At 69.0% G+C, this 25,001-nt stretch carries 25 protein-coding genes and 1 pseudogene; 18 read left to right on the top strand and 8 right to left on the bottom strand.

Annotated features, from left to right (window positions below):
• Positions 1 to 93 precede the first annotated feature (93 nt).
• On the bottom strand, positions 94 to 867 hold the full coding sequence (nfi, locus tag C5E41_RS10970) for a deoxyribonuclease V (protein WP_258080893.1): 774 nt from the start codon (positions 865 to 867) through the stop codon (positions 94 to 96).
• A 263-nt stretch (positions 868 to 1,130) separates the two neighbouring features.
• Between nfi and ispG the strand changes: the two genes are divergently transcribed.
• From ispG to C5E41_RS10955, 3 genes are all read left to right on the top strand, one after another.
• On the top strand, positions 1,131 to 2,264 hold the full coding sequence (gene ispG / locus C5E41_RS10965; RefSeq protein ID WP_439956396.1) for a flavodoxin-dependent (E)-4-hydroxy-3-methylbut-2-enyl-diphosphate synthase: 1,134 nt from the start codon (positions 1,131 to 1,133) through the stop codon (positions 2,262 to 2,264).
• 108 nt (positions 2,265 to 2,372) lie between these two features.
• Positions 2,373 to 3,233: a GNAT family N-acetyltransferase gene (locus tag C5E41_RS10960; protein WP_104375709.1), complete on the top strand. Its 861-nt coding sequence runs from the start codon at positions 2,373 to 2,375 to the stop codon at positions 3,231 to 3,233.
• 81 nt (positions 3,234 to 3,314) lie between these two features.
• Positions 3,315 to 5,120 carry a penicillin-binding transpeptidase domain-containing protein gene (locus C5E41_RS10955; RefSeq protein ID WP_104375708.1) on the top strand — a complete coding sequence of 602 codons (1,806 nt, stop codon included), beginning with the start codon at positions 3,315 to 3,317 and terminating at the stop codon, positions 5,118 to 5,120.
• A gap of 116 nt (positions 5,121 to 5,236) precedes the next feature.
• On the opposite strand, the gene C5E41_RS33800 is transcribed toward C5E41_RS10955, so the two are convergent.
• Positions 5,237 to 5,392: a hypothetical protein gene (locus C5E41_RS33800; RefSeq protein ID WP_156055460.1), complete on the bottom strand. Its 156-nt coding sequence runs from the start codon at positions 5,390 to 5,392 to the stop codon at positions 5,237 to 5,239.
• Between the two features lie 152 nt (positions 5,393 to 5,544).
• Positions 5,545 to 6,078 carry a peroxynitrite isomerase gene (locus C5E41_RS10950; RefSeq protein ID WP_104375707.1) on the bottom strand — a complete coding sequence of 178 codons (534 nt, stop codon included), beginning with the start codon at positions 6,076 to 6,078 and terminating at the stop codon, positions 5,545 to 5,547.
• 180 nt (positions 6,079 to 6,258) lie between these two features.
• Here C5E41_RS10950 and C5E41_RS10945 point away from each other — a divergent pair, with 180 nt between their 5' ends.
• Together C5E41_RS10945 and C5E41_RS10940 are read left to right on the top strand one after the other, a co-directional pair.
• The gene (locus tag C5E41_RS10945; RefSeq protein WP_104375706.1) at positions 6,259 to 7,092 is read left to right on the top strand and encodes an ABC transporter permease; all 834 of its coding nucleotides are present in this window, start codon (positions 6,259 to 6,261) and stop codon (positions 7,090 to 7,092) included.
• A complete protein-coding gene (locus C5E41_RS10940; protein WP_104375705.1) occupies positions 7,089 to 7,910 on the top strand; it encodes an ABC transporter permease in 822 nt (273 codons plus the stop codon). The genes C5E41_RS10945 and C5E41_RS10940 overlap by 4 nt, the downstream gene beginning before the upstream one ends.
• A 21-nt stretch (positions 7,911 to 7,931) precedes the next feature.
• Here C5E41_RS10940 and C5E41_RS10935 read toward each other — a convergent pair whose 3' ends face one another.
• Positions 7,932 to 8,795 (bottom strand): helix-turn-helix domain-containing protein, encoded by an 864-nt coding sequence (locus C5E41_RS10935; protein ID WP_104375704.1) that lies wholly within the window; start codon positions 8,793 to 8,795, stop codon positions 7,932 to 7,934.
• A gap of 178 nt (positions 8,796 to 8,973) precedes the next feature.
• On the opposite strand from C5E41_RS10935, the pseudogene C5E41_RS10930 reads away from it, so the two are divergent.
• Positions 8,974 to 9,255 (top strand): annotated as a pseudogene (locus C5E41_RS10930) (pirin family protein); the annotation flags it as partial.
• Between the two features lie 26 nt (positions 9,256 to 9,281).
• On the opposite strand, the gene C5E41_RS10925 reads toward C5E41_RS10930, so the two are convergent.
• Positions 9,282 to 9,836, bottom strand: coding sequence for a peroxiredoxin-like family protein (locus tag C5E41_RS10925; RefSeq protein ID WP_104375702.1), 555 nt, complete (start codon positions 9,834 to 9,836; stop codon positions 9,282 to 9,284).
• Between the two features lie 75 nt (positions 9,837 to 9,911).
• Between C5E41_RS10925 and C5E41_RS10920 the strand changes: the two genes are divergently transcribed.
• The 5 genes from C5E41_RS10920 (at position 9,912) to C5E41_RS10900 (ending at position 14,472) form a co-directional block, all read left to right on the top strand.
• Positions 9,912 to 10,526, top strand: coding sequence for a TetR/AcrR family transcriptional regulator (locus C5E41_RS10920; RefSeq protein ID WP_104375701.1), 615 nt, complete (start codon positions 9,912 to 9,914; stop codon positions 10,524 to 10,526).
• A gap of 280 nt (positions 10,527 to 10,806) precedes the next feature.
• On the top strand, positions 10,807 to 11,238 hold the full coding sequence (locus tag C5E41_RS10915) for a hypothetical protein (RefSeq protein ID WP_258080892.1): 432 nt from the start codon (positions 10,807 to 10,809) through the stop codon (positions 11,236 to 11,238).
• A 60-nt stretch (positions 11,239 to 11,298) separates the two neighbouring features.
• Positions 11,299 to 12,162 (top strand): type I methionyl aminopeptidase, encoded by an 864-nt coding sequence (gene map / locus C5E41_RS10910; protein WP_104375700.1) that lies wholly within the window; start codon positions 11,299 to 11,301, stop codon positions 12,160 to 12,162.
• A gap of 31 nt (positions 12,163 to 12,193) precedes the next feature.
• Positions 12,194 to 13,756 (top strand): cobyric acid synthase, encoded by a 1,563-nt coding sequence (locus C5E41_RS10905; RefSeq protein WP_104375849.1) that lies wholly within the window; start codon positions 12,194 to 12,196, stop codon positions 13,754 to 13,756.
• A 155-nt stretch (positions 13,757 to 13,911) separates the two neighbouring features.
• A complete protein-coding gene (locus tag C5E41_RS10900; RefSeq protein ID WP_104375699.1) occupies positions 13,912 to 14,472 on the top strand; it encodes a hypothetical protein in 561 nt (186 codons plus the stop codon).
• Between the two features lie 27 nt (positions 14,473 to 14,499).
• On the opposite strand, the gene C5E41_RS10895 is transcribed toward C5E41_RS10900, so the two are convergent.
• Complete coding sequence (locus C5E41_RS10895; RefSeq protein ID WP_258080891.1) at positions 14,500 to 15,513, bottom strand: alpha/beta hydrolase; 1,014 nt, start codon at positions 15,511 to 15,513, stop codon at positions 14,500 to 14,502.
• A 141-nt stretch (positions 15,514 to 15,654) separates the two neighbouring features.
• Between C5E41_RS10895 and mqo the strand changes: the two genes are divergently transcribed.
• Positions 15,655 to 17,220: a malate dehydrogenase (quinone) gene (gene mqo / locus C5E41_RS10890; RefSeq protein ID WP_104375698.1), complete on the top strand. Its 1,566-nt coding sequence runs from the start codon at positions 15,655 to 15,657 to the stop codon at positions 17,218 to 17,220.
• A gap of 21 nt (positions 17,221 to 17,241) precedes the next feature.
• Positions 17,242 to 17,691, top strand: a complete 450-nt coding sequence (locus tag C5E41_RS10885; protein WP_104375697.1) for a GNAT family N-acetyltransferase — start codon at positions 17,242 to 17,244, stop codon at positions 17,689 to 17,691.
• 73 nt (positions 17,692 to 17,764) lie between these two features.
• Here the strand turns inward: C5E41_RS10885 and C5E41_RS10880 are convergent, their stop codons facing one another.
• Positions 17,765 to 18,541: an EI24 domain-containing protein gene (locus C5E41_RS10880; RefSeq protein ID WP_104375847.1), complete on the bottom strand. Its 777-nt coding sequence runs from the start codon at positions 18,539 to 18,541 to the stop codon at positions 17,765 to 17,767.
• 69 nt (positions 18,542 to 18,610) lie between these two features.
• Here C5E41_RS10880 and purN point away from each other — a divergent pair, with 69 nt between their 5' ends.
• The 5 genes from purN (at position 18,611) to C5E41_RS10855 (ending at position 24,206) form a co-directional block, all read left to right on the top strand.
• Positions 18,611 to 19,207: a phosphoribosylglycinamide formyltransferase gene (gene purN, locus C5E41_RS10875; RefSeq protein ID WP_104379904.1), complete on the top strand. Its 597-nt coding sequence runs from the start codon at positions 18,611 to 18,613 to the stop codon at positions 19,205 to 19,207.
• Positions 19,208 to 19,262: 55 nt separating this feature from the next.
• Entirely contained in the window at positions 19,263 to 21,299 is a 2,037-nt protein-coding gene (locus C5E41_RS10870) for a magnesium chelatase subunit D family protein (protein ID WP_258080890.1), read from the top strand.
• A gap of 118 nt (positions 21,300 to 21,417) precedes the next feature.
• Positions 21,418 to 22,032 carry a cob(I)yrinic acid a,c-diamide adenosyltransferase gene (cobO, locus tag C5E41_RS10865; protein WP_104375695.1) on the top strand — a complete coding sequence of 205 codons (615 nt, stop codon included), beginning with the start codon at positions 21,418 to 21,420 and terminating at the stop codon, positions 22,030 to 22,032.
• Between the two features lie 13 nt (positions 22,033 to 22,045).
• On the top strand, positions 22,046 to 23,644 hold the full coding sequence (locus C5E41_RS10860) for a cobyrinate a,c-diamide synthase (protein ID WP_104375694.1): 1,599 nt from the start codon (positions 22,046 to 22,048) through the stop codon (positions 23,642 to 23,644).
• A gap of 187 nt (positions 23,645 to 23,831) precedes the next feature.
• Positions 23,832 to 24,206 (top strand): cobalamin biosynthesis protein, encoded by a 375-nt coding sequence (locus tag C5E41_RS10855; protein ID WP_181063197.1) that lies wholly within the window; start codon positions 23,832 to 23,834, stop codon positions 24,204 to 24,206.
• Between the two features lie 191 nt (positions 24,207 to 24,397).
• Here C5E41_RS10855 and C5E41_RS10850 read toward each other — a convergent pair whose 3' ends face one another.
• Positions 24,398 to 24,907, bottom strand: coding sequence for a hypothetical protein (locus C5E41_RS10850; RefSeq protein ID WP_146097516.1), 510 nt, complete (start codon positions 24,905 to 24,907; stop codon positions 24,398 to 24,400).
• Positions 24,908 to 25,001: the final 94 nt, after the last annotated feature.

Raw genomic sequence — 25,001 nt, 5'->3', positions numbered from 1 at the left:
GCCAATTAGCGATGAAGTTGCCGAACGTAGTCATCGCGGGATCTTTCGATGCTGCCGCCCGGCGCTGGTCGCCGTATGTGCGCGGACGGTTCCCTAGCCGCGAGCGACGGTGTCGCGCAACAGGGCTCGGCACAGATGGTCGGCGCGGCGGGTGGTTTCCGGCTGGCGGTACGTCGGCGCGAGCGCGAGAACCTGGGCGCATGCCGTGTCGAGGGAAATGCGATGGCCCACCGACACGTACACCGGTTTGATGCAGGGCTGGGTGCGCAGCGCCCGGCCGACCACCTCGCCGTCCACGGTGATGTCGGAGACCGAACCCCGCGCGGCATCGGGCTCGTCGCATGCACCCCACACCGTCTTGGCGACACCGATCGACGGCAGGCCGGTCAGCACCCCCAGGTGGCACGCCAGCCCGAAGCGCCGCGGGTGGGCGATGCCCTGGCCGTCGCACACCAGCAGGTCGGGGGTGGTTCCGAGGCGTTCCAGCGCGGCCAGGGTGGTCGGCAGTTCCCGGAACGCGAGCAGGCCCGGCACGTACGGAAACCGCGTCGTGCCGTGGGCGACGGCGGTGTCGACGGTCTCCATGGTGTCGCTATCGAGGACCACGACGGCGGCGACGACCGCGCCGGACTCGTCGTACGCCGAATCCAGGCCGGCCACGGTGCGAAATTGCGGTGGCCGCTGGTCCCGTGTGAGCACCGAATCGCGCAATCGTTCCTGCAGTGCCGCAGCCGCTTCCGGGTCGGCGGGCAGTTCGGGAGTCATCGCCAAGCGCACGGTCAGCGCCGCCCGACATGTGGTCGCGGGATGTACATTCGGTGAATCCTCCTGAACGCGACGGTGCTTGCCGGTCTTCGGCTCATCCACGGTAGCCACCTCGGCATCCGAGTGGAAAAACCCGGATGAGCGGGCATACCGGGTGTGCCGGGCAGGTCGGCCCGAGGGCAGTGCGGTCCTGGTCACAGTCGTTCCCGGTGGTGGTGGACCGCGAGTGCCTCCCGCACCGGCCGTGGTGTCGGTGCTCTCACAGATCGCTCTTCTACAGCCCGCACTAGACTCGGCAACGAACGGGTGCACCAGACGCAGACGAAAGTAGGCAGCCGAACGTGAGCACAGCCATCACTCTGGGGATGCCGGCCACACCGGCGGCGGTCCTCGCACCGCGGCGTAAGACGCGCCAGCTGATGGTGGGCACAGTGGGAGTGGGCAGTGATCACCCCATCTCCGTCCAGTCGATGACCACGACCAAGACCCACGACGTGAACGCCACGCTGCAGCAGATCGCGGAATTGACCGCGTCGGGCTGTGACATCGTGCGCGTGGCCTGCCCGCGGCAGGAGGATGCCGACGCGCTGCCGATGATCGCGAAGAAGTCGCAGATCCCGGTGATCGCGGACATCCACTTCCAGCCCCGCTACATCTTCGCCGCGATCGATGCCGGCTGTGCCGCCGTGCGCGTCAATCCGGGCAACATCAAGGAGTTCGACGGCCGGGTCAAGGAGGTCGCCAAGGCCGCCGGTGCCGCCGGGATCCCGATCCGGATCGGCGTCAACGCGGGCTCGCTGGACAAGCGCATGCTCGAGAAGTACGGCAAGGCCACCCCCGAGGCGCTGGTGGAGTCGGCGCTGTGGGAGGCGAGCCTGTTCGAGGAGCACGGCTTCGGCGATATCAAGATCTCGGTCAAGCACAACGATCCGGTGGTCATGGTCGAGGCCTACCGGCAGCTGGCCGCACAGTGCGACTACCCGCTGCACCTGGGCGTCACCGAGGCCGGGCCGGCCTTCCAGGGCACGATCAAATCGGCGGTGGCCTTCGGCGCCCTGCTCAGCGAGGGCATCGGCGACACCATCCGGGTCTCGCTGTCCGCGCCGCCCGCCGAGGAGGTCAAGGTCGGTGGGCAGATTCTGCAGTCGCTGAATCTGCGTCCACGCAAACTCGAGATCGTGTCCTGCCCGTCCTGCGGACGTGCGCAGGTCGACGTCTACACCCTCGCCAACGAGGTCACCGCGGGTCTGGAGGGCCTCGAGGTGCCGCTGCGGGTGGCGGTCATGGGCTGTGTGGTCAACGGTCCGGGTGAGGCGCGCGAGGCCGATCTGGGTGTCGCCTCCGGCAACGGCAAGGGGCAGATCTTCGTGAAGGGCGAGGTCATCAAGACCGTGCCCGAACACCAGATCGTGGAGACGCTGATCGAAGAGGCCATGCGCATCGCCGACGAGATGGGTACCGACGCCGAGACCGGCGAGCCCGTCGTGACCGTCGGCTGACCGCCGGACGCGGATAGGGGAGCAGGCGTGTCCCGCGTCGGGCGCATTCTGCCCTTGGAGCCGAGCAAAGTCCCCGCACGCAGGCGTCGTTCATGGCAGGCTGGGAGCGTGCGGAGTGTGCTGGAACCGTCGCGCCGGTCACGTATTTCCGGTGCTCGTCAGCTCGCGGATCGCGATCTGGCGCAAGTGCTGGAGGTGCTGGACACCGATCCGGTGGCCGGGTGCATGGTCGCCGCGCGCCTGCAGGAATACGGCCTGGACAACCGCGGTGGCGGGGAGCTGTGGTCGCGGGGCACCCCGGCGGATTCGCTGTGTTTCTCCGGCGCCAATCTGGTGCCGCTGCGCGGGACGACCGACGATATGCGCGCCTTCGCCGACCGCGCGGCACGCTGGCCGCGGGTGTGCTCCTCGGTGGTGGGCCGCCAGGAGTTGGCGCTGCCGCTGTGGGAGACACTGGAACAGCGGTGGGGTCCGCCGCGTGAGATCCGCTCCGATCAGCCGCTGCTGGCCCTCGACGGCCGCGCGCACGCCGTCCCCGATCCGAAGGTGCGCCGCGTGCGCAGTGACGAGCTGGAACGCTATCTGGTCGCCGCGGTCGCGATGTTCACCGAGGAGATCGGCGTCGATCCGCGGGCCGGCGACGGTGGGCGTGGATACCGGCGCCGGGTGGCGAGCCTCATCGAAGCCGGCCGCGCGTGGGCACGCTTCGAGGACGGTCAGGTCGTCTACAAGGCCGAGGTCGGGGCGATGTCGCGGCGGACCGGTCAGATCCAGGGCGTGTGGGTCCATCCGCAGTGGCGTGGTCGCGGTCTGGGCACCGCCGGGACGGCCGCGGTCGCCGACGCCGTGGTCGCGGCGGGGCGGACCGCGAGCCTGTACGTGAACTCCTACAACGAGGTCGCGCGCCGCGCCTACGCCAAGGTCGGCTTCCACCAGGTCGCGACATTCGCGACGATCCTCGTGGACTGAGCGCCCGGGTGTCTTTGCCCACCGTGCAAAACCAGTGTGTCGCAACATTTACCAGCGACCGGCTGGCTACCATCGGTGGCGATGTGGAAGTCGAGATGTGCGCCGCGCGCACTGGTGCTGGGTGCGGCCGCCGCCGTCGTCGTGACGGCGAGCGCGTGTTCGTCCGGACCGCGGGGTCCGGTCGCCGCCGCCGACTCCTTCCTGTCCGCCTTCGCCCGGCAGGACGCGGCGCACGCCGGCGATCTGACCACACAGCCCGAGAAGGCCTCGGCGGCATTGGGTTCGGCGTGGCAGAACCTGCAGGCGCAGCATCTGACCGCGCACACCGGAGCCGCGCGCGTCACCGGCGACACCGCCACCGTCGACTACACCTACGAGTGGACCCTTCCGAAGGACCGCGTCTGGAGCTACTCCGGCCAGCTGCAGATGGGCCGCAGCGGCGGGCAGTGGAAGGTGCGCTGGAGCGCCTCCGACATCCATCCGAAGCTGGGTGACACCCAGAGCCTGCACCTACGCACCACCCCCGCTCCGCGGGCTCGGGTCAACGAACGGTCCGGCAGCGACGTCCTGGTTCCGGGTGTGGTGCACCGGATTTCGTTCACGGTCTCCGACGCCCCGGACCCCGGCTATGTGGCCGGTGCACTGTCGGCCGCGCTGAAACAGTTCGACGACACCCTGACCACCGACGCTCTCCTGGCCGCCGCCCGGAAACAACACGGGCCCAGCCTCGTCCTGGGCCTGAGCGATTGGGAATTCGACCAGGTCAGCGGACAGTTGCTGGGCCTGCCCGGGGTGAGCACCGACCGGCAGTGGGACCTTCTTCCCGCCGACCGGCATTTCGCGCCCGATCTGATGACGCAGATCCGCCAGACCGTCATCGACGAGGTCGACGGCAAGGCGGGCTGGAGTGTGGTCACCGTCAATGCCGACGGCGTCGATACCGATGTGCTGAAAGAGGTTGTGCCGCAACCGGCGCCGTCGTTCTCGCTGAGTATCGACCGCACCGTGCAGAACGCCGCGCAGCGGGCCGTCGACCCGCGCCGCGAGCAGACCATGATGGTGGTGATCCAGCCCTCCACCGGAGCGATTCTCGCGGTGGCGCAGAACGAGGCCGCCGATACCGACGGCCCGGTCGCGACGACCGGGCTGTATCCGCCCGGCTCCACCTTCAAAACCGTCACCGCCGCCGCCGCGATGACCGCGGACATCGCCAACCCGGACACCGTCGTGCCGTGTCCGAGCCGGATCGTGGTGGGGGAGCGGACAATTCCCAACTACGACCTGTTCTCCCTCGGTGATGTGCCGATGTCGACGGCGTACGAGCGTTCGTGCAATACGGCCTTCGCGAAACTGGCCAGCGAACTGCCCGGTACGGCGCTGACCGACGCGGCGGCGCGGATGGGCGTGGGCCCGGACTACACCGTCGCCGGGTTGCCGACCGTGTCGGGTTCGGTGCCGCGCGCCGACGACGAGGTGGTTCGCACCGAAGACGGGATCGGCCAGGGCAAGGTGGTGGTCAGCCCGTTCGGCATGGCGCTGGTGGCGGCGACGGTCGCGCACGGATCGGCGCCGACGCCGTACCTGATCTCCGGGCACGAGACGGCCGTTCACGGCGACCGGCCGAGCCTGTCGCCGCAGGTGGTGGAGGGCCTGCGGACGATGATGCGCAAGGTGGTCACCGGCGGTACCGCCGAGCGGATCGCCGACCAGGGCGAGGTGTTCGGCAAGACCGGTGAGGCGGAGGTCGACGGCGGATCGCATTCGTGGTTCATCGGATATCGCGGCGATCTCGCCTGGGCGACGCTGCTGGTACGCGGCGGGAGTTCCGACAATGCGGTCGCGGTGACCAGGGATATGCTGGCAGCTCTGCCGCCAGGGAGCGCCTGAGCCGGGCATGTGCGCGCCGTGCGGTCGAAAATTTCGGCGAGCCTCCCGAATACACGTGACCGGACGCTCGGTGGCGTCCGGTCACGGGGGTGAAAACTGTGAAGTTCGTGCGCCGTTTATTGTCCCTGCACCTCCGTTCCACCGACGGTGGCCGAGGTCGCGTGCTCGGTCGGGGGTGAAGCCCCGGCCGAACCGTCTCCCAGAATCTCCACGGCCCCGGTCCCGGCGAGGATCATCCCCGCGGTGATCAGCGTGAGCGTCGAACGCTTCATGGTCTTCTCCCTTATCGGTGAGTGAGAGCCACTGGCATCGAGCCATCGGTTCGCCGACTATTAGCCGACCCGGAAAACCGTAAACCGGAGAACCGCGCGCCGACAACCCCCTGTGCCGGAACGCACAGCGGAAAAGGCCATGAAAAGCCCGGTTACACCGTCAATTTCTCGTTCTGTTCAGCTCGGTGCAAGCTGGCCGACAAGTGATGGTGCGTTGATTGCCCGACGGCCGCCATTCGCAGCGTGTAGTCGATCGTGTCCCCGGACAGATGGATCGAGCGGCTCAGCGCGGTGACCGATTTCGCCGTACTCGAGGTGCCGATATGAGTGGAATCGAGCTCGAGTCGCAGCCCGTCCTCCGCGACGGCGATCCGCCCTTCGCAGATCTCGGTGATACCGGTGGGGTGGGCGAGGATCAGCTCCACCCGGTCCGCGCCCGTCGAGCGCAGATAGCCGGTTTCGGCATGCAGCGAGCGACCGTCGCCGGCGTGGCGGGTGCGCTGCCGATAGGTGAGGAACGGCCGGCCGACGTGGCCGAACCGGATTTCCTCGTAATAGTCGAACGGCTCGATGGTCGGATACTCCCCGTGACCGGAGCCGCGCCAGGTGCCCAGCAGCGGAGCCAGATGGGCGATATCCGGATGGGGCGCGACGGCGGGCTGGGGTTCGAGCACGGCGCACAGCATAGTTCCCCGCGGCGCCGAGGGTGGGGGGACCACGCGGCGAGGCCCGGTTCGTCCGGGACGAGACCGGTTAGTCCGCGACATACGTCGCGAATCGGACCCCGCTCGTGCCGAGATCGCACCGCGGCGGCTCGGCGTCTGGTGTGATGGACAGATGCCGACCGCGTGCGAACGGAGCGTGCGATGACAGTGCGAATCCAGCCGGTGCCGCGGCGGAGCACGCATGCCGTGCTGCGCGGCTGGTTGCTGCCGTGCTGGGTGCTCACCCGGCGCCAGATCCGGCCCTCGCTGCGCAACGGCGAGGTACTCACCGCGGTGCTGGCGCCGACGGTGTTCACCCTCGGCTTCTACGTGCCGCTGAATCGCGTGATGAGTTTCGCCGGGCACGGCGCCAGCAGCTACGCCCAATTCCTGATGCCGATGATCGTCATGCAGGCGGTGTCGTTCTGTGCCACCGCGGCAGCGCTTCGCGCGGCGGTCGATGCCCGCGACGGTCTCGATGCCCGGCTGGCGACCATGCCGATTCCACCGATCGCGCCGTTGGCGGCTCGCACCGCCGCCACCGGGTACCGGATCGTGATCGCCTTGGTGGCGGCGCTGCTGGCGGCCCACGTGATCGGTTTCCGATTTTACGGAAGCCCATGGGAAACGCTGGGGTTCGTCTTGTTCGCGGTCTCCGTGGGGGTGTCGCTCGGACTGTTCGGCGATCTGCTGGGTGCTTTGTCGAAATCGCCGGAGGCGACCACTCAGGTGCTGATGCTGCCGCAGTTGATCCTCGGCATGGTGTCCACCGGGTTCGCCCCGGCCTCGCAATTCCCGCCGTGGATCCAAGGTTTCGCGCGGAATCAGCCGATATCGCAGTTCGTCGACACGATGCGGGCGCTCGCGGGTGACCAACCAGGGTTCGCGACGGCGGTGGACCGGTCGACGATCGGGCCGGGTGTGGTGTGGACGGTTGGCGGCCTGCTGGTCTTCGGCGGTAGTTCGGTGGTGCTGGCCGTGCGGCGGCAGCGATGACACGGGCGGACACCGCAGTGCGCGAGTTGGCGACCGTGCACGCGGATACCGAGCGTGGGCGCTATCTGCTGCCGCAGACCCTGGTGCAGACCGGTCGGCTGTTGCGGCGGTGGCGGCGCGATCCGCTCACGACGGCGCAGATCCTGGTCTTCCCGGCGCTGCTGCTGGTGATGCTGAATACCGTGCTGGGACGCCAGATCTCGGCCTTCTCCGGTGTGAACGCGCTCTACGGTTCGGTGCCGATGGTGACGGTGGTGTCGGTGATGGGGGGTTCGCTGGCCGGGGCGGTCACGCTGGGGCGCGAGCGTGATGCGGGCCTGCTGGGACGCTTCTGGGCGCTGCCGGTACATCGTGCCTCGGGGCTGTTGTCCCGGCTGCTCGCCGAGGTCGCCCGGATCGTGCTGTGCACGCTGGTGCTGTTCGCGGTGGGTATGGCACTCGGTTTCCGGTTCCACCGGCCCGCGGCCGCGATCGCGGTGCTCGGGGTGCCGATCCTCTACGGACTCGGATTCGCCACCATGGTGACGGCGGTGGCGGTGTATTCGGCGAAGACGTTCGTGGTGGAGGCCATTTCGCTCGGATCGTCGCTGCTGATGTTCTTCAGCACCGGATTCGTTCCGCTGGCCGCCTATCCCGACTGGGCGCAGCCGATCGTGGCGCATCAGCCGATGTCCGTGGCGATCGACTCGATGCGCGCGCTGGCGCTCGGCGAGCCGGCGCGCGGGCCGCTGTGGGCGACGGGGGGATGGTCGGTCGGTGCGATGGTCGTCTTCGCCGTGCCGGCGGCGGTCGGATTCCGGCGCGCCAGCAGGCAGTGAACGGCGCCGCGCCGGCGTCGCTCAGCGCAGGCCCTCGGCGATCTCGTTGATCATCTCCGCGGAGTCGCGCGGACTCAGTGCCATCGCGCGCAGCTGGTCGAACATCACGCCGAAGCGGCGAATCTCGTTGTGGCCCTCCAGGATATCGTCGCCGGCGATCCCTTCGACGTAGACCAGTTCGGGGTCGGCCGGATCGGGGAAGTCGAGGACGACGAAGGACCCGACCATCGCCGGGTGCGCACCCGCGCCGAACGGCAGCACTTGCAGGATGACATTGCGCTTGTCGGTGTCCTCGGTGAGCCGCAGCAACTGTTCGCGCATGACCTCGGGCCCGCCGACCACCCGCCGGATCGCGGCCTCGTCGAGGACCACCCACAACTCCAGTGGATTACCGTCGCGGGTCAGCACCTTCGAGCGCTCCACCCGGGCCCGCAGGCGCTGCTCGATCACCGACGTCTCGACCTTGGGCATCGCGGTGTCCAGGACCGCCCACGCGTAGCGTTCGGTCTGCAGCAGGCCGGGGATGAACGAGGTCTGGAACAGTCGCGCCGACAGCGCCTCGGTCTCGAAATTGATGTAGGCGGCGTACACCTCCGAGACGGCCGCCTCGAACGGACGCGACATGCCCGGTTTCTGTGCTTCCATGAGCAACTGCACCGCATCGGAGCGTTGCGGCTCGCCGATGCCGTACAGGTCGAGCATCGCGGTGAGGGTGCGCCGCTGCGGGCGCGCCTGCGCGGTTTCGATCCGGTAGAGCGTGGTGACGTTGATGCCGGTGCGGGAGCTGACCACCTCCTTGCTGATCCCCGCCTGCTCACGCATCTCCGACAGCAGTGCGGCCAGCCGCCGCAACTGAACCGTCAGCACCGTGCGTTTACCTGCCATCGGGCGCGTACTCCTTGTGAGATTCGGGACGCTCGAGCACGTTCCACGGATACGGGAACGGTCGGGCGAGCATACCGCCCGCTCCGCAGGTTCCGGCGCGATCGTCCCCGCACGGGAATATCGGCGATTGCCCGGGGATTGCAGCAGCAGAACGCAGGTGGAACGGAGGTCGATCGCCATGTCGCCGACGGCAGTGGAGGCGGTGCGGATCATACGGTCCGACCAGCGATACGGCTGGAGGAACGAATGGCTCGATTCCCGGCAGTCGTTTCCCGCGACCGGGGATTTCGATCTCGCCGCCCATGCGCACGGAATGTTGCTGGTGCACAACGAGGATGTCGTCGAGGCCGGTGCGGGTTTCGACACCCATCAGCATCTGAATACCGAGATCGTGACCTGGGTGCTGGAAGGCACTGTGGTGCATCAGGATTCGGAACACCATTCGGGGCTGATCCGTCCGGACCGCCGCAGCCGCCGACATGGTCATCATCGGCGGTAATTCCCTGCGTAGGAGAGCAATTCGTCGACCGACCACTGGTCGTCGGCGTGTGAGCCGTAATGGGCGGCGGCGATGGAGCCGTCGGAGGCGATGAGGAAATCGGCGGGCAGGCCGAGACGACCGCCCTGTGGCGTGCCGCGGGGCGTGGGTTGTTCGCCGCGTGCCAGCGGGCCGACGGCACTGCCGACCGCCAGCGCGATCCCCGGCCACGCCCGCGGGTGCAGCAGTGCGCGAGGTGCGGATTCCACACCGAATTCGCGATACAGCGTCTTGTCCGGATCGGCGATCAGGTCCAGCGGGATATCGGCGGCGTAGTCGGTCAATTCGTCCGCCGGGGAATGGAATACCGCGACCTCGCGGATTCCGGCGGCGGCGATCTCGGCGTGCCGGGTGATGACGGTGCGCAGATGCCGGTGACAGATGGGACATCCGGCGAACCGGCGGAATTGCAGGTGAATCAGGCGGTCGGGATCCGGGACGGGAATCTCGGTGCCGGTGACCGCGGTCAGGGTCCGGCTCGCGACGGTGGTGGGTACCGACATGAAAGCTCCCTAAGTTTGTAGGTGTACCTCGTACGCCTACGATCAGTATGCGCGTATCTTGTACGCTGTCAATCCGTGCCCCGTCCTCGTTCACTGACCGCCGCGGACCTGTCGGCGGCGGCGCTGGCGGTCATCGACCGCGCAGGCTTGCCCGGTCTGACCATGCGTGCGGTGGCCGCCGAATTGGGCATGGCCACCATGGCGCTGTATCGCTACGTCGCCGACCGTGAGGCCCTCGAAGTGCTGATCGTCGACCGGGTGCTCGGTGAGATCGACGTGTCCACCCCCGTCGACGGGCAGTGGCTGGCGAAACTCGCGTTACTGCTCGAACGCATGCGGGCGGCGGTCGCGGCGCACCCGGCGACGGTCCCGCTGGTGCCGCGGCATCGGCACGCGAGTCCGGCCGCACTGCGATGGATGGACGCCACCCTCGCCGCACTCACCGCGGGTGGTTTCACGGGCCGGGAGCGAGTGATAGCTCAGCGGACGCTGGTGGCCTTCCTGCTCGGCTGTCTGGAGAACGAGCACTATGCGGCGATCGGCGGGGCGGGTACCGCGGCGATCGCGACGTTGCCGTCGGCCGACTATCCGTACCTCGTCGAAACCGCCACGCAGGCTCGGGAAATCTCGGCCGAGGAGGAATTTCGCGGCGGTATGGAGATCGTTTTGCGTGGTTTGGCGACGGGCTGAGCGGGACGCGAGACCGCGCCGACGCGCCGTCGCGGGTTCCGGCCACGCACGGCAGGCCCGTGAAATGATTGCCAGCACAGTCGTTCTCGAGGCATCACTGCATGTCGCGGGCGTATCCTGACATCGGGAAGACTGTGACCACACCGTGATTCCAGCAATGCGGACGCAATCTTGCGTTCTTGCATATGCAAGAGCAGAATCCGATCTACCCTTGAATTCGCCACATTCGATCCGACGTACGGACAAGCGAAATCCGGAGATCAGTGATGACGGTGCGACGATGACGACTTCGATTGCCAGTGCGTTACCCGCAGCCCCGCAATTGTTGTGCGCCTTCCAAGGTCGGCGATTCCAGGACCGCGAACTGCTGCGATCGGCCCGGGCGCTGGCCGAACTGCACACCCGGCGCGCGCAGGTCGCCGACCCGATTCTCATCGCGGAAATCGACTGCCGCCGGGGTGAACTCATCGACGACATCAACGAATGGGTCGAACGCGAACTGCCGGGCTATCGCACCGGGGTCGCGCTGCGCACCGATGTCCTCGGGCCGATGGTCGATCGCATGGCCGGTAGCTGGGTCGCCGCCAACCGCGCCATCGACCGCGACGGCGCCCGCAGCGACACCACCCACAAGCACTGGTACCACCTCGCCGAACTGGTCGACGGCTACACCGACCTCGTCAGCGGCGTCGCCACGCCGCCCGCCCGGTAACCGCAGCGCACAGCGGGCGTCGCCGCCGTGGCCGCCTCCGGGGGCGGATAGTCTGAATACATGTCTGTGCGCACCCGCAAGCCGCTCGTCCCCGGAACGCTCTCGCCCGTCCGCGAGGTGCCGCGCTCGATCGAGCGGCCGGAGTACGCCTGGAAGAAGACCGTCAACGAGGGCCGCGAGCCGTGGGTGCAGACGCCGGAGACCATCGAGAAGATGCGGCTGGCGAGCAAACTGGCCGCCCAGGCGCTGCAAGAGGCCGGTAAAGCCGTCGCCCCGGGCGTCACCACCGATCACCTCGACGCGGTCGTGCACGAATATCTCTGCGATCACGGGGCCTACCCGTCGACCCTGGGTTACAAGGGCTTCCCCAAATCCTGCTGCACCTCGCTGAACGAGGTGATCTGCCACGGCATTCCGGACTCCACCGTGATCGAGGACGGCGACATCGTCAATATCGACGTCACGGCCTACGTCAACGGTGTGCACGGCGATACCAACGCCACCTTCCTCGCCGGTGACGTCGACGAGGAGGCCCGGCTGCTGGTGGAGCGCACCCACGAGGCCACCATGCGGGCCATCAAGGCGGTGCGACCGGGGCGGGCGCTGAACGTGATCGGGCGCGTTATCGAGTCGTATGCGAACCGTTTCGGCTACGGCGTCGTCCGCGACTTCACCGGCCACGGCGTGGGCCCCACCTTCCACAGCGGCCTGGTGATCCTGCACTACGATCAGCCCGCCATCGAGTCGGTCATCGAGCCGGGCATGACCTTCACCATCGAGCCGATGATCAACCTCGGCGGCATAGATTACGAGATCTGGGACGACGGCTGGACCGTGGTCACCAAGGACCGCAAGTGGACCGCGCAATTCGAGCACACGCTGGTCGTGACCGAGGAAGGCGCCGAAATCCTCACGCTCCCATGAGGTGCGCGGGTGTGGTCGCCGCGGTGGTCCGGTGAACGGCGCGCTGTTGATCGCCGGCACCACCTCCGATGCCGGAAAAAGCGTGGTGGTGGCCGGGATCTGCCGCATGCTGGCGCGGCGCGGCGTGCGGGTGGCGCCGTTCAAGGCGCAGAACATGTCCAACAATTCGGTTGTCACCCTGGACGGGGGCGAGATCGGACGGGCGCAGGCATTGCAGGCGCGCGCCTGCGGACTCGAACCCAGCGTGCGGTTCAATCCGGTCCTGCTCAAACCCGGCAGCGATCGGCGCTCACAGCTGGTGGTGCGGGGCATCGCCGTCGACACCGTGGGAGCCCGCGACTATTTCCGGCACCGGCGGCGGTTGCGCGAGGTGGTCGCCGGGGAACTGGCCGCCTTGCGCGCCGAATTCGATGTCGTGATCTGCGAGGGCGCCGGCTCGCCCGCCGAGATCAATTTGCGCGCAACCGATCTGGCGAACATGGGTCTCGCGCGGGCGGCGCAGCTGCCGGTACTGCTGGTGGGCGATATCGATCGCGGCGGGGTACTGGCGCATCTGTTCGGCACCGTGGCGATTCTCGAACCCGAGGATCAGCAGCTGATCTCGGGCTACATCGTCAACAAGTTCCGCGGCGACGCGGAATTGCTGCGCCCGGGCCTGGACCAGCTCACCGCGCTCACCGGCCGCCCCACACTCGGTGTCCTGCCCTTCAGCGACGAGCTGTGGATCGACGCGGAGGACTCCCTGGGCACCGTCGCCGACGCCCCGGTCGGCCGGCCTCGTCCGCCGGTGGGCACCGAATGGCTGACCGTCGGCGCGATCCGGCTGCCGCGCATCTCCAATTCCACCGATATCGAGGCTTTGGCGTGTGAGCCAGGGGTCGCGGTGCGCTGGGTGAGCGATCCGTCGCGCTTGACCGGTATCGACGTCGTCGTCGTGCCCGGCAGCAAATCCACGGTCTCGGACCTGAACTGGTTGCGCCGCACCGGAATCGCCGATGCCGTGTGCGCCCACGCCGCGTCGGGCAAGCCGGTCCTCGGGATCTGCGGCGGATACCAGATGCTGGGTCGCCGCATCGACGACGAGGTCGAGTCCTCGACCGGGCAGGTCGCGGGCCTCGGGCTGCTCGACCTCGAGATCGAGTTCGCCGAACCCAAGGTGCTGCGGCGCAGCGCCGGCCGAGGCGCGATAACCGGTGGCGACGTGGCTGGAATTCCGGTGTCGGGCTATGAGATTCACCACGGCCGCGTCCGGCGCAGCGGCGATCCGGCCTGGGTCGAGGTAGCCGGAGCCGCCTCCGACGCCGACCGTCGCGGCGACGCGGAAGGCAGCGTGTGCGGTGCCGTGCGGGGCACTCACCTGCACGGGCTGCTCGAATCCGACGAGTTCCGCCGCGCCTGGCTGCGTGAGGCCGCCGAGCAAGCCGGGCGCACCGGATTCGTCGTCGCGCCGGACACGAGTGTGGAGGCGGTGCGGACCGCGCAATTGGACCTGCTGGCCGATCTTATGGAGAAACATCTCGACGTCGCGGCTCTCGAGCGGCTGATCAGCGGCGGGGCGCCCGCGGGCCTGCCCACATTGACCGTGGGCCGCTGAACACGGCCGGCGACCGGCCGCCGGGTGTGCCGCGGACCGGATCCCGGGGCTTGCGCCGCCCACCTCACAGCGCCGCGATCGGAGTCATCACCGGGCGATGAACGTCGCCGAGGACATGGCGTGCGCCCGCTCGCTCCCGTGTAGCGTTGATCGGCATGGAGACCCGGCAAATCGCGGTCGGTGACCGCGCCTGGACCGTACGAGTCGGCGGGCCGGAGTCCAGGCATACGGTGCTGCTGCTACCCGACGCCGGAGCTCCGGCCGACGTCTACGACCAGGTGTGCGAGCGACTGCACAATTCCGATCTGCGCACCATCACGGTGGAGTCGATCGACGGCTTGGACAAGGCCGCGGTCTATGCGATCCTCGACGATCTCGGCGTGGCCTGGGCCAACCTGGCCGGTTACGGCGCGGGTGCGGAACTGGCCTGGCAGCTGGGCGCGCGTGGTTTCGGCCGCTTCGTCGGACTGGTGGTGGCCGGGCGACCGCATCCGGCCGTCGCCGTGGACGGGACCGTTGCCGACGCCACTTGCCCGGCCGTGGAGCTGCCCACCACCGTCATCGCCACCGATGACCTGCCGCGGGCGGTCGCCGATTCCTGCGGTCGCCACGTCTTCGGCGAGTTCCGCGTCACCCAGGTCGACACCGCCGACGTGCCGATCAAAGCCGATCACGAATTCGCCACCGAGATCGTACTGCGCTCCGGTCTGTGGTGAGCGTGACCGCTTGTGCCGCTGCGTGATTCAGTGTGCGTCGCGGAAATCCCGCAGCCAGCCCAGCCACGCGTCCAGTTCGGTGAAAGCGTGTGCGCGCACCTGCGGTGCCGACAGGAACACGTCGTGGCGGGCGCCCTCGATCGGCACGATATTCGTGCGACCGCCCAGACATCCCGACCAGCGCTGAATTTGGCGAACGTCGAGCACCACATCCGACACATCGGCGGCGGGGCCGTACTGGCGCATGAACTTCGTCACCTTCGAACGCAGGATCAGCGCGGGAACGCCGACATCGAGCCCGCGATGCAGCTCCGCATGGCCCCTGCGGATGGCGCGCAACCAGCCTAGATGGACCGGGAACCCACCCAGCGGCTTCCAATCCAGGTTGTAGTCCCATTCGCCGGAGACGCTGGTGTGCAGGCTATCGCCGTAGGTGCTCAGCTCACCGCCGGGCAGGCGCGTCATCGCGCGCAACCGGCCCACGCCGTCGATCACGGCGGTGCCGATGTGGCGGTAGTAGGCCGGGCCCTGGAGATCGAACCAGGGGCTGTTGAGCACGAGTCCGGTGATGTCCTGGGCTGCGGCGTCGCGGCGGTTCAGCCACAGCGGTAGCACCAGACCGCCGGTGGAGTGAGCCATCAGCAGCACCGGCAACCCGGTCTCCTCGCGCACGATCTCGACCGCGCGGTCCAGTTCCGCGTCGTAGAGCCGCAGGTCGCTGACGTAGTGCGCGGTCTGCCCGGGGCGCCGGGAGCGCCCGCACTTGCGCAGGTCGAGGGCGTAGAAGCGGTATCCGCGCGCACTCATGTGCTCGGCGAGGTGCTTCTGGAAGAAGTAGTCGGTGAAACCGTGCACGTACAGCACGGCGCCGGCGGCCGGCTCGGCGATAGCGGGCTCGTGGCGGACCAGGGTCGCCTCGACGACGCCCTCACCGTCGGGATCGGGGCCGAGTGGAATGGTCAGCTGCCGGTATCCCTCGCCCAGGACATCGGGCTGCCAGGCGTGGGTGGTCGACGGGGCCAGCGGCGTCTCGTTCGTCACAGCTTCACGATATTCGACCCGCTCAGGGGCCTGCACGGCGAGCCGTTCCGAGCGTGCGTGTGTGATGGTTTCGGAAACGGGCATGGTGAGGGGCAGAATCAAGTTGAAGTGAACGGCGGGTAACCTCATTACCCGCCTAACATGCCCGCGCTGGACAAGGAAGTCGATCACCCCGTGCCGAACGCTGCGATGACTGAAAAGACCGATGTAGTCCTCATCGGTGCCGGCATCATGAGTGCCACTCTGGGCGCACTGCTTCGCCAGTTGCAGCCCGACTGGTCGATCACCATGTTCGAGCGGCTGGACGCGGCTGCGCCCGAGAGCAGCGACCCGTGGAACAACGCGGGCACCGGCCACTCGGCGCTGTGCGAGCTGAACTACACGCCGCAGGCCGCCGACGGTTCGGTCGACATCACGAAGGCGATCGATATCAACGAGCGCTTCCAGGTGTCGCGCCAGTTCTGGGCCTACGGCGCCGAGAACGGTGTGCTCGCCGACCCGTCGGGCTTCATCAATCCCATTCCGCACGTGAGCTTCTGCCACGGTGCCGACGGCGTGGAGTATCTGCGCAAGCGCCACGCGGCGCTGGCGCGGCACCCGCTGTTCGAGGGCATGGAATTCATCGACAGCCCGGACGAGTTCACCCGCCGCCTGCCGCTGATGGCCCGCGGCCGCGACTTCTCCGAGCCGGTCGCGCTGAACTGGACCCAGACCGGTACCGATATCGACTTCGGATCGCTGACCAAGCAGTTGCTGGCCTACCTCGGTTCCTCGGGCGTGGAGATCGCGTTCGGCAACGAGGTGCGCAACCTGTCCAAGCAGTCCGACGGCAGCTGGACGGTCAAGGTCCGCAACACCCGCACCCGGACCTCGCGCACGATCAACGCCAAGTTCGTCTTCGTCGGCGCGGGCGGATACGCACTGCCGCTGCTGCAGAAGTCCGGCATCAAGGAGATCCAGGGTTTCGCCGGGTTCCCGGTCAGCGGCCAGTTCCTGCGTTGCACCAGCCCCGAACTCATCACCAAGCACGAAGCCAAGGTCTACGGTAAGGCCGCCGTCGGTGCGCCGCCGATGTCGGTGCCGCACTTGGACACTCGCGTCATCGCCGGCAAGCCGGGCCTGCTGTTCGGCCCCTATGCCGGCTGGACCCCGAAGTTCCTCAAGGACGGTAAGTTCAGCGATCTGCTCAAGTCGGTGCGGCCCGGCAACGTCACCCCGATACTGGGTGTCGGCGTCACCGAACTCGGCCTGGTGAAGTACCTCGTCAGCGAGCTGCTGAAGTCGCCGGCGGGCAAGGTGAACACCATGGAGGAGTTCATCCCGCGGGCCGACGGTCACGACTGGGAGCTGATCACCGCCGGTCAACGCGTGCAGATCATCCGGCGCAAGGGCGCCGGCGGCGTCCTGGAGCTCGGCACCGCGGTGATCGCCGCCGGTGACGGTTCCATCGCCGGACTGCTCGGCGCCTCGCCCGGCGCCTCCACCTGTGTCAGCGCGATGATCGACGTGCTGCAGCGCTGCTTCCCGCGCGAATACGCCGATTGGACACCGAAACTCAAGGAAATGGTGCCGTCGCTGGGTGTGAAGCTGTCGGAGGACCAGGCGCTGTTCCACGAGGTGTGGGACTGGTCGACCAAGGCGCTCCATCTCAACGGCAGCGGCCGGGCCGACAACACGCCGATCGCCGCAGGGGTCGCGCACAGCTGAATCATGTGATAGCAAGACGCGATGATGTCAACGGTTGCGCTCAAACGGTCGTGGGCCGCGGATCTCGATACCGCGACGCTGTACAAGCTGTTGAAACTGCGCGTCGAAGTGTTCGTCGTGGAGCAGAAATGCGCTTATCCGGAACTGGACGGGCTCGATCTGCTCCCCGAGACACGTCACTTCTGGCTCGACGACGAGGGTGAGATCATCTGCACCCTGCGGTTGCTGGAGGAGCACGACAACGGCGTGAAGTCGTTCCGCATCGGCCGGTTGTGTACCACTCCCGAGGCGCGTGGTCACGGCTACACCACCCGGGTGCTGCGGGCCGCCATCGCCGAAGCCGGTTCGGCGACAGTGCGTTTGAACGCCCAGACCTATCTGGTCGACCTCTACACCAAGCACGGGTTCAAGCCCGACGGCGAGGAGTACGAGGAGGACGGGATCGCGCACATCCCCATGCGCCGGGGCTGAGTGGCGAATCCACCACGGAGATTTCGGCCCCGTACCCTTCGTCGGGCGCGGGGCCCTCTCGTGTCGCGGCGCGTCAGTCGTGCAACGAATTCGGTGCCGGATCGCTGTCCGCGCCGCACAATTCGCGGGCGAGCATCGTGGCGCCGGCGACCGCGCCCGGCATGAGGACCACGGCTACGAACGGCACGAGGAATGCGGCCGCCAGCGGAATGCCAAAGCCCCACACGAGCATTCGATGCGATCGCAGCATCGTCAGATGGTCGCGCAACTCGATTCCGCGGCGCAGCATCGCGACCGCGGTCAGTTCCTGGGCCAGGAAGAACCCGGCCACGCAGACTCCGAGTACCGGGATCGCCGTCTGCCCCACGACCGGCAGGAATCCGGCGCAGAACAGCACCACACCCCACACCGCCGCCCGGATCAGAATGCGCACCCCGTCGCGGACCCCGATCCACACCTCCCGCCACAGCGGCTGCCCCGATTCCGGCGCACGGCCGTCGGGTGACAGCGACCGATCCACCCGCTCGGACAGGGCCTCGTAGAACGGCTGGCCGATCACGAGCGTCACCGCGGTGAACGTGATCACCGCCAGGAACAACCCGAGCAGCACCAGCAGCACGGCGAGGCCGCCGCGCAGCAGACCGGGCCACGGCGAGGCCCAGTGCTCGGCGAACGGCGTCGCCCACGCCACCAGATCACCCGCGAACCACACCAGCGCCACCAGCAGGCCCAGGTACATCACCATCGAGATCGCACCGGGCAACAGCCCGAACCACAGTTCCCGCCGATGCGCCGCAGCCCACCGCTGGCCCCGCATCAGATACCCGAACCCCCGCAGCACATCCCGCACGCGGCCAGCGTATTCGGCGGGCCGGAAGCTCGCCGACATTCCTCGTGCGGCTGTGGGAAACTGCGAGGTGTGCGCAAGCTACGAGTCGGCGTGCTCGTCTCACACAACGGCTCGAATCTCCGTGCACTCCACCGCTCCGCCCTCGAACCCGGCGCGCGCTTCGAGATCGCGGTGGTCATCGGCAACAACAGCGAAGCCGCGGGTCTGGCCTACGCCCGCGCGAGTCGCATTCCGACCCGGCATCTCTCGGGCGCGACCCATCCCGACCCCGACGCATTGGACGATGCGATCCGCGCCACTCTGGTCGAGCACGCGGCCGAGTGGGTGGTGACGGCGGGCTATATGAAGAAGCTCGGACCGAGCACGCGCCGGCAATTCGATTCCCGAATCCTCAACATCCACCCGGCGCCGTTACCGCGATTCGGTGGCGTCGGCATGTTCGGCCGTCGTGTGCACGAGGCGGTGCTGGCATCCGGCGTCGCGGTCACCGGGCCCACGGTGCATTTGGTCGACAGCGACTACGACACCGGGCGGGTGATCGCGCATCGCGAGGTTCCGGTGCTCGCGGACGACACCGCCGAGACCTTGGCCGCGCGGGTGCTCGAGGCCGAGCACGTGGTGTTGCCACTGGTGGTGCGGCAGATCGCGGCGGCGCAGCGGCTGTAGTGCGACAGGGCAGCCCGGTGCGGGGGCGGAAGCGGACGCGCATACAGTGGGGGGCGTGTCCGATTTCCGAGGTGAATCCGCATCGGCCGTGTCCGCGCATCGTGACGGTGAGGCGGGATTTCCGTTCTCGGCGGTGGTGGGGCAGGAGCAGTTGCAGCTGGCGCTGATTCTGTGCGCCGTGCATCCGGGAATCGGCGGGGTGCTGGTGCGCGGGGAGAAGGGAACCGCGAAATCGACCGTGGTGCGGGCGCTGGCGCAGTTGTTGCCGCCGGTGACCGACGAGGGTGGGCAGCGGCCGGCCCGGCTGGTGGAGTTGCCGGTGGGCGCGACCGAGGACCGGGTCGTGGGATCGCTGGATCTGGAGCGGGTGCTGCGCGACGGAGAGCAGGCGTTCCGCCCGGGGCTGCTGGCGGCCGCTCATCACGGCGTGTTGTACGTCGACGAAGTGAATCTCCTGCACGACCATCTGGTCGACGTCCTGCTCGACGCGGCGGCGATGGGGCGAGTGCACATCGAACGCGATGGCGTGTCGCATTCGCATCCCGCCCGGTTCGTCCTGGTCGGCACCATGAACCCGGAGGAGGGCGAACTCCGCCCGCAGCTGCTGGACCGTTTCGGCCTCACCGTCGACGTCGCGGCCTCGCGCGATGTGGACGTGCGGATGGCGGTGGTGCGCCGCCGGCTCGATTACGAGGCCGATCCCGATGCCTTCGCCGCCGCCTACGCCGCGGCCGATCGCGATGTCGCCGAGCGCATTCTCGCCGCCCGCGAACGCCTCGCCGAGGTGGCGCTCGACGATATCGAACTGCGCCGGATCGCCGCGCTGTGCGCATCCTTCGACGTCGATGGCATGCGCGCGGATCTGGTGGTGGCACGGACCGCGACGGCCCACGCGGCGTGGCGCGGAAGCGACTGCGTGACAGCCGACGACGTGCGGATCGCCGCGGAACTGGCGCTGCCGCACCGCCGCCGGCGCGATCCGTTCGACGAACCGGGCATCACCGACGAACAACTCGACGACGCCATGCGGGAGGCCGAACAACACGCCGAGCGCGCCCGCTCCGAGCAGAGTCGTGCGGAGAGCGATTCAGCAAGCGGCACAGCCGAATCGGAGACCGCCCCCGAGCGTGAGATCGATCGCGATACGGACACCGACGGCGGCCCCGAGAACAACGGCTCCGACGACGGCCCCGACGACGAGGGCCCCGACGACGACGGCCCCGGCTCACCGGGCGGCGGCCCGCGCGGTGGCGCCCGCGAGGGCAGTGCGGGGGCGCCGGCGAATTCCGCTGCCCGCCCGCCCCACTGGGAGATACCGGGAGTCGGGGAGGGGGCTCCCGGACGCCGATCACGCGCCCACACCCGGCACGGCCGGGTGGTGCGATCGGTCACCGACACCTCCGCCGGCCTGCATCTGCTGGGCACGCTGTTCGCCGCCGCGCCCCATCAGCATGCCCGCGGCCGCGTCGACGGCCCGCTGGCCCTCGAGGCCGCCGATCTGCGCGGCGCGTATCGCGAAGGGCGCGAAGGCAATCTGGTGGTGTTCGTGGTCGACGCCTCCGGGTCGATGGCCGCCCGCGACCGCCTCTCGGCCGTCACCGGCGCGGTGGTGGCTCTGCTACGCGACGCCTATCAGCGCCGCGACAAGGTCGCCGTGATCACCGTGCGCGGCAGCGAGGCCGAACTGGTACTGCCGCCGACCTCCTCGGTGGATATCGCGGTGCGCCGCCTCGCCGGCCTGCGCACCGGCGGCAAAACCCCGCTGGCACAGGGATTGCTGAAGGCGCGCGAGGTGGTGGCCCGCGAACATGTCCGCGATCCGCAGCGCCGCGCGATGGTCGTCCTGCTCACCGACGGCCGCGCCACCGGCGGCGTCGACCCGATCCCGCGGGCCCGCGCCGCCGCCCGCCTGCTCGCCCGCGACGGCGTGGCCGGCGTGGTCGTCGACTGCGAACGCGGCATGGTCCGGCTGGGTCTGGCCGCCGATTTCGCCAGGGAGCTGCGCGCCACCTACCTGCGCCTCGGCGAGCTCACCGGCGATTCGGTCGCCGCCGCGGTGAAGTCCGGATTGCCGCATCACCTGGCGGCGTGAATGTTCGTGCCACACCACCGGCGACCGCTCCGGTCGTGGAACGGCCGACCCGCGCGGCCGGGCGGGTGCGCGGATGTGGGAATGTGATGCGTAGGTGCTCGACCAGGAGGATGCAGCGATGCCGAAGGGCGTTCCAGAGACGATTCCCGACGACGGGCTGACCACTCGCCAGCGGCGTAATCAGCCGGTGCTCGCGGTGCACACCGGGCCCGGCAAGGGGAAGTCGACCGCGGCGTTCGGGATGGCGTTGCGGGCCTGGAATCAGGGTTTCGATATCGCGGTCTTCCAGTTCGTGAAGAGCGCGAAGTGGAAGGTCGGCGAGGAGGCCGCCTTCCGCACCCTGGGCCGGCTGCACGAGGAGACCGGTACCGGCGGCCCGGTGGAATGGCACAAGATGGGCGAGGGCTGGTCGTGGACCCGCAAACAGGGCAGCGAGGACGACCATGCCGCGGCGGCCCTGGCCGGATGGCGGGAGATCGCGCGCCGGCTGGCCGCCGAACAGCACCGCTTCTACGTCCTCGACGAGTTCACCTATCCGCTGAAATGGGGATGGGTGGACGCCGACGAGGTGGTCGAGACGCTGCGGAACCGGCCCGGCAACCAGCACGTGGTGATCACCGGCCGCGACGCACCGCCGGCGCTGGTCGACGCGGCGGATCTGGTCACGGAGATGAGCAAGGTGAAACATCCGATGGACGCCGGGCGCAAGGGCCAGCGAGGTATCGAGTGGTGACGGCGGCCGGCCGATGACCACTCCGGCCGTGGTGATCGCCGCCCCCGCCTCGGGCAGCGGAAAGACTACGCTGGCAACCGGTTTGATCGGAGCGCTGCGCCGCGCCGGACATCGCGTCGCGCCGTTCAAGGTGGGGCCCGACTACATCGATCCGGGCTATCACGGTCTGGCCGCCGGGCGGCCGGGGCGCAACCTGGATCCGGTGCTCGTCGGTGCCGAGCGGGTGGTGCCGCTGTACCGGCACGGCAGCGCGGGCTGTGATGTGGCCGTCGTCGAGGGCGTGATGGGCCTGTTCGACGGCCGGATCGACGCCGAGAACCCCGCCCTCATCGCCGAGGGCTCGACCGCGCAGGTCGCCGCGCTGCTCGGCGCCCCGGTGCTGCTGGTCGTCGACGCGCGTGGCCACAGTCAGAGTCTGGCCGCCCTGCTGCACGGCTTCGCGACCTACGACAGCGATATCCGGCTCGGCGGCGTGATTCTCAACCGCGTCGGCAGTCCGCGCCACGAACAGGTGCTGCGCGGCGCGTGCGCCCGGGTCGGACTTCCGGTGCTCGGCGCCCTGCCGCGAATGGACGAATTATCGGTCCCCGCACGGCATCTCGGGCTCGTCCCGGCGGTCGAGCACGGCTCCGCGGCGCATGCGGCTGTCGACGCCATGACCGAACTGGTTGGCGCGCACATCGATGTGGGCGCGGTCGCGCGACTGGCCGCCGCCGACGTGGTCGGGCCCGCGTGGGATCCGATCGGTGAAGTCGCGGCGGCGGCCCCGCACCGACAGTGGCGGGGTCCCGGCGTGAGCCGGGCCGCCCTCGACGGCCCGGCGCCGGGCGAGGACACCGGCCCGGTCGCAGCAGCGCTGCCCTGCGACCGCACGGCGCCTGCGATCGGCACGTCGCGGACCTCGGCGGAGACGGCAGGGCGGCAACAGTCCGGTGAGCCGGAGACGCCCGTACCCGTGTCCGCCTCGGGCAGGGGGGTGCGAGAGCCGGCGCCGATCATCGCGATGGCGGGCGGGCCGGCGTTCACCTTCGGTTACGCCGAACATCGGGAACTGCTGGTGGCGGCCGGAGCCCGGGTGGCGGTATTCGATCCGTTGCACCAGCAATTGCCCTCGGGGACAGCGGGTTTGGTCCTGCCTGGTGGCTTCCCGGAGGAGCATGCCGCGGATCTGGCCGCGAATACGTCACTGCTGAACGCCGTCGCCGAGGGCGCCGCCCGAGGCATGCCGATTCATGCCGAATGCGCGGGCCTGCTCTATCTGACCCGCTCGCTGGACGGGCACCGCATGGCCGGAGTCCTCGATGCCGCCGCCGAATTCGGCCCTCGCCTGACCCTCGGCTACCGGGATGCGGTGGCGTTGGCCGACTCGGTGCTGTGGCGCACGGGAGAACGTGTGCGCGGCCACGAATTCCACCGCACCCGCTTGGTCACCACGGGATCGCGCCCACCCGCGTGGGGATGGCGCGTCGACGAGACGGCGGTCCGGGAAGGTGCGGTGGCGCACCAGGTGCATGCGTCGTATCTGCACACTCATCCGGCCGGAAACCCCACGGCCACAGTTCGTTTCGTCGCCGCGTGCGAACAGTTCGCCGCGGTGCACGCCGGCGTGTGACGGCGATGGGCGAGCCCTCCTCGAAACGACCCGCCGACGGACCGATCCTCGGGCGCCAATGCGGATGGGACTGCGACCATGTCGGCAGTGCCGCGGTCGCGTCACGTGCGCGCCCGATGAGAGCGGGTCGTCGCGGCGTGCCGGGCCGGCCGTCGATCGTCTGCGGCGGCCGGTCGAGGGGGCCCCGATGAGCGAGGCGGTGGTCGTGGGACTGGGGGCGCGGCCGGATCCCGCGGCCGAAACCATCATGGAGGCGGTGCGGGAGGTAGTGGGGCACAGCACGATCCGGTGTCTGGCGACGATCGATCGGCGGGCGGACGAACCGGGCACCGTCGCGGCCGCCGCCGCATTCGGGGTGCCGGTGATCGGATTCGGTGCCGACGAATTGGCCCGCGTCGACGTTCCCCATCCTGGCCACCGCGCGGCGGTCGCGATCGGCACGCCCAGTGTCGCGGAAGCGGCCGCGCTGCTCGCCTGGCGGCGCTGGGGACGGCGCGGGCGGCTGATCGTGCCCAAGACGGTCTTCGGCACGATCGCTGTCGCTGTCGCCGAGCAGGAATGAGCACGGTCCGCCCACCTGCACTGGCCGTCTCGGTTCGGCAGGCTGTGCGATATCCGGCCGTCCCGGATCGAATGGCGGGCCGAGCGCCGTTGCGGGCCCGGCGAACAGGGCGGCCCCGAACGACGCTCGGCCGCGTCCGCGGCTGTGCGGATTCGGCCGAGAGGTTGCGAAAGCTGTTGTCCGGCTCTGCGTTACACGCAGGCGCCGCCGAGGCTCGCCGTCGTCACGAGGGTGTATCCGGCGACCGGTGACAGTTCCGGCAGCCCGTCGTAGTACACGGCGCTGACGACGTGCTCGCCCGGCCGGTCGGGCACCCAGCCGATGCTGGCGACCCCGTTGACCACCGGCGCGGTGCCGACGATATTGCCGCTGATCCCGGAGAGGTGACTGAAGAAGTCGACGGTGCCGTGGGTGACGGGGCTGCCGTCGGGGTTGCGCACCGTCGCCACCGCGTTCTGGGCGCAGCCGACCAGCGCCCCGCTGACCGGGCTCAGCGCCGACCCGGACATCGATACCGCGATCGTGGGCGCCACCGTCGCACCGGCCGGGGCCGCTCCCACCACCGGAAGCAGCGCGCCCATCAGCGCACCGGCGGCCAGGACGAACCCGGCACGCGCGCGTGCGCGCCACACCCGCCCGGAAGACAGCGCCGGGCCGGGGAAAACCTGGGAGGAACCACGCGAAATACGGAATCCGCTCATCGTGCCTGCCTCTCGCTGTGCCGTCCCGGGCCGACGGCCCGGCGTCGATCCGTCGGAGGATACCTGAGATCCAGCTCACACCGGACACGCCACG

Source organism: Nocardia nova, assembly GCF_002933465.1.
In the GTDB taxonomy this organism is placed as follows: Bacteria; Actinomycetota; Actinomycetes; order Mycobacteriales; family Mycobacteriaceae; genus Nocardia; species Nocardia nova_B.
This window is presented reverse-complemented; position numbering and strand designations above follow the sequence as displayed.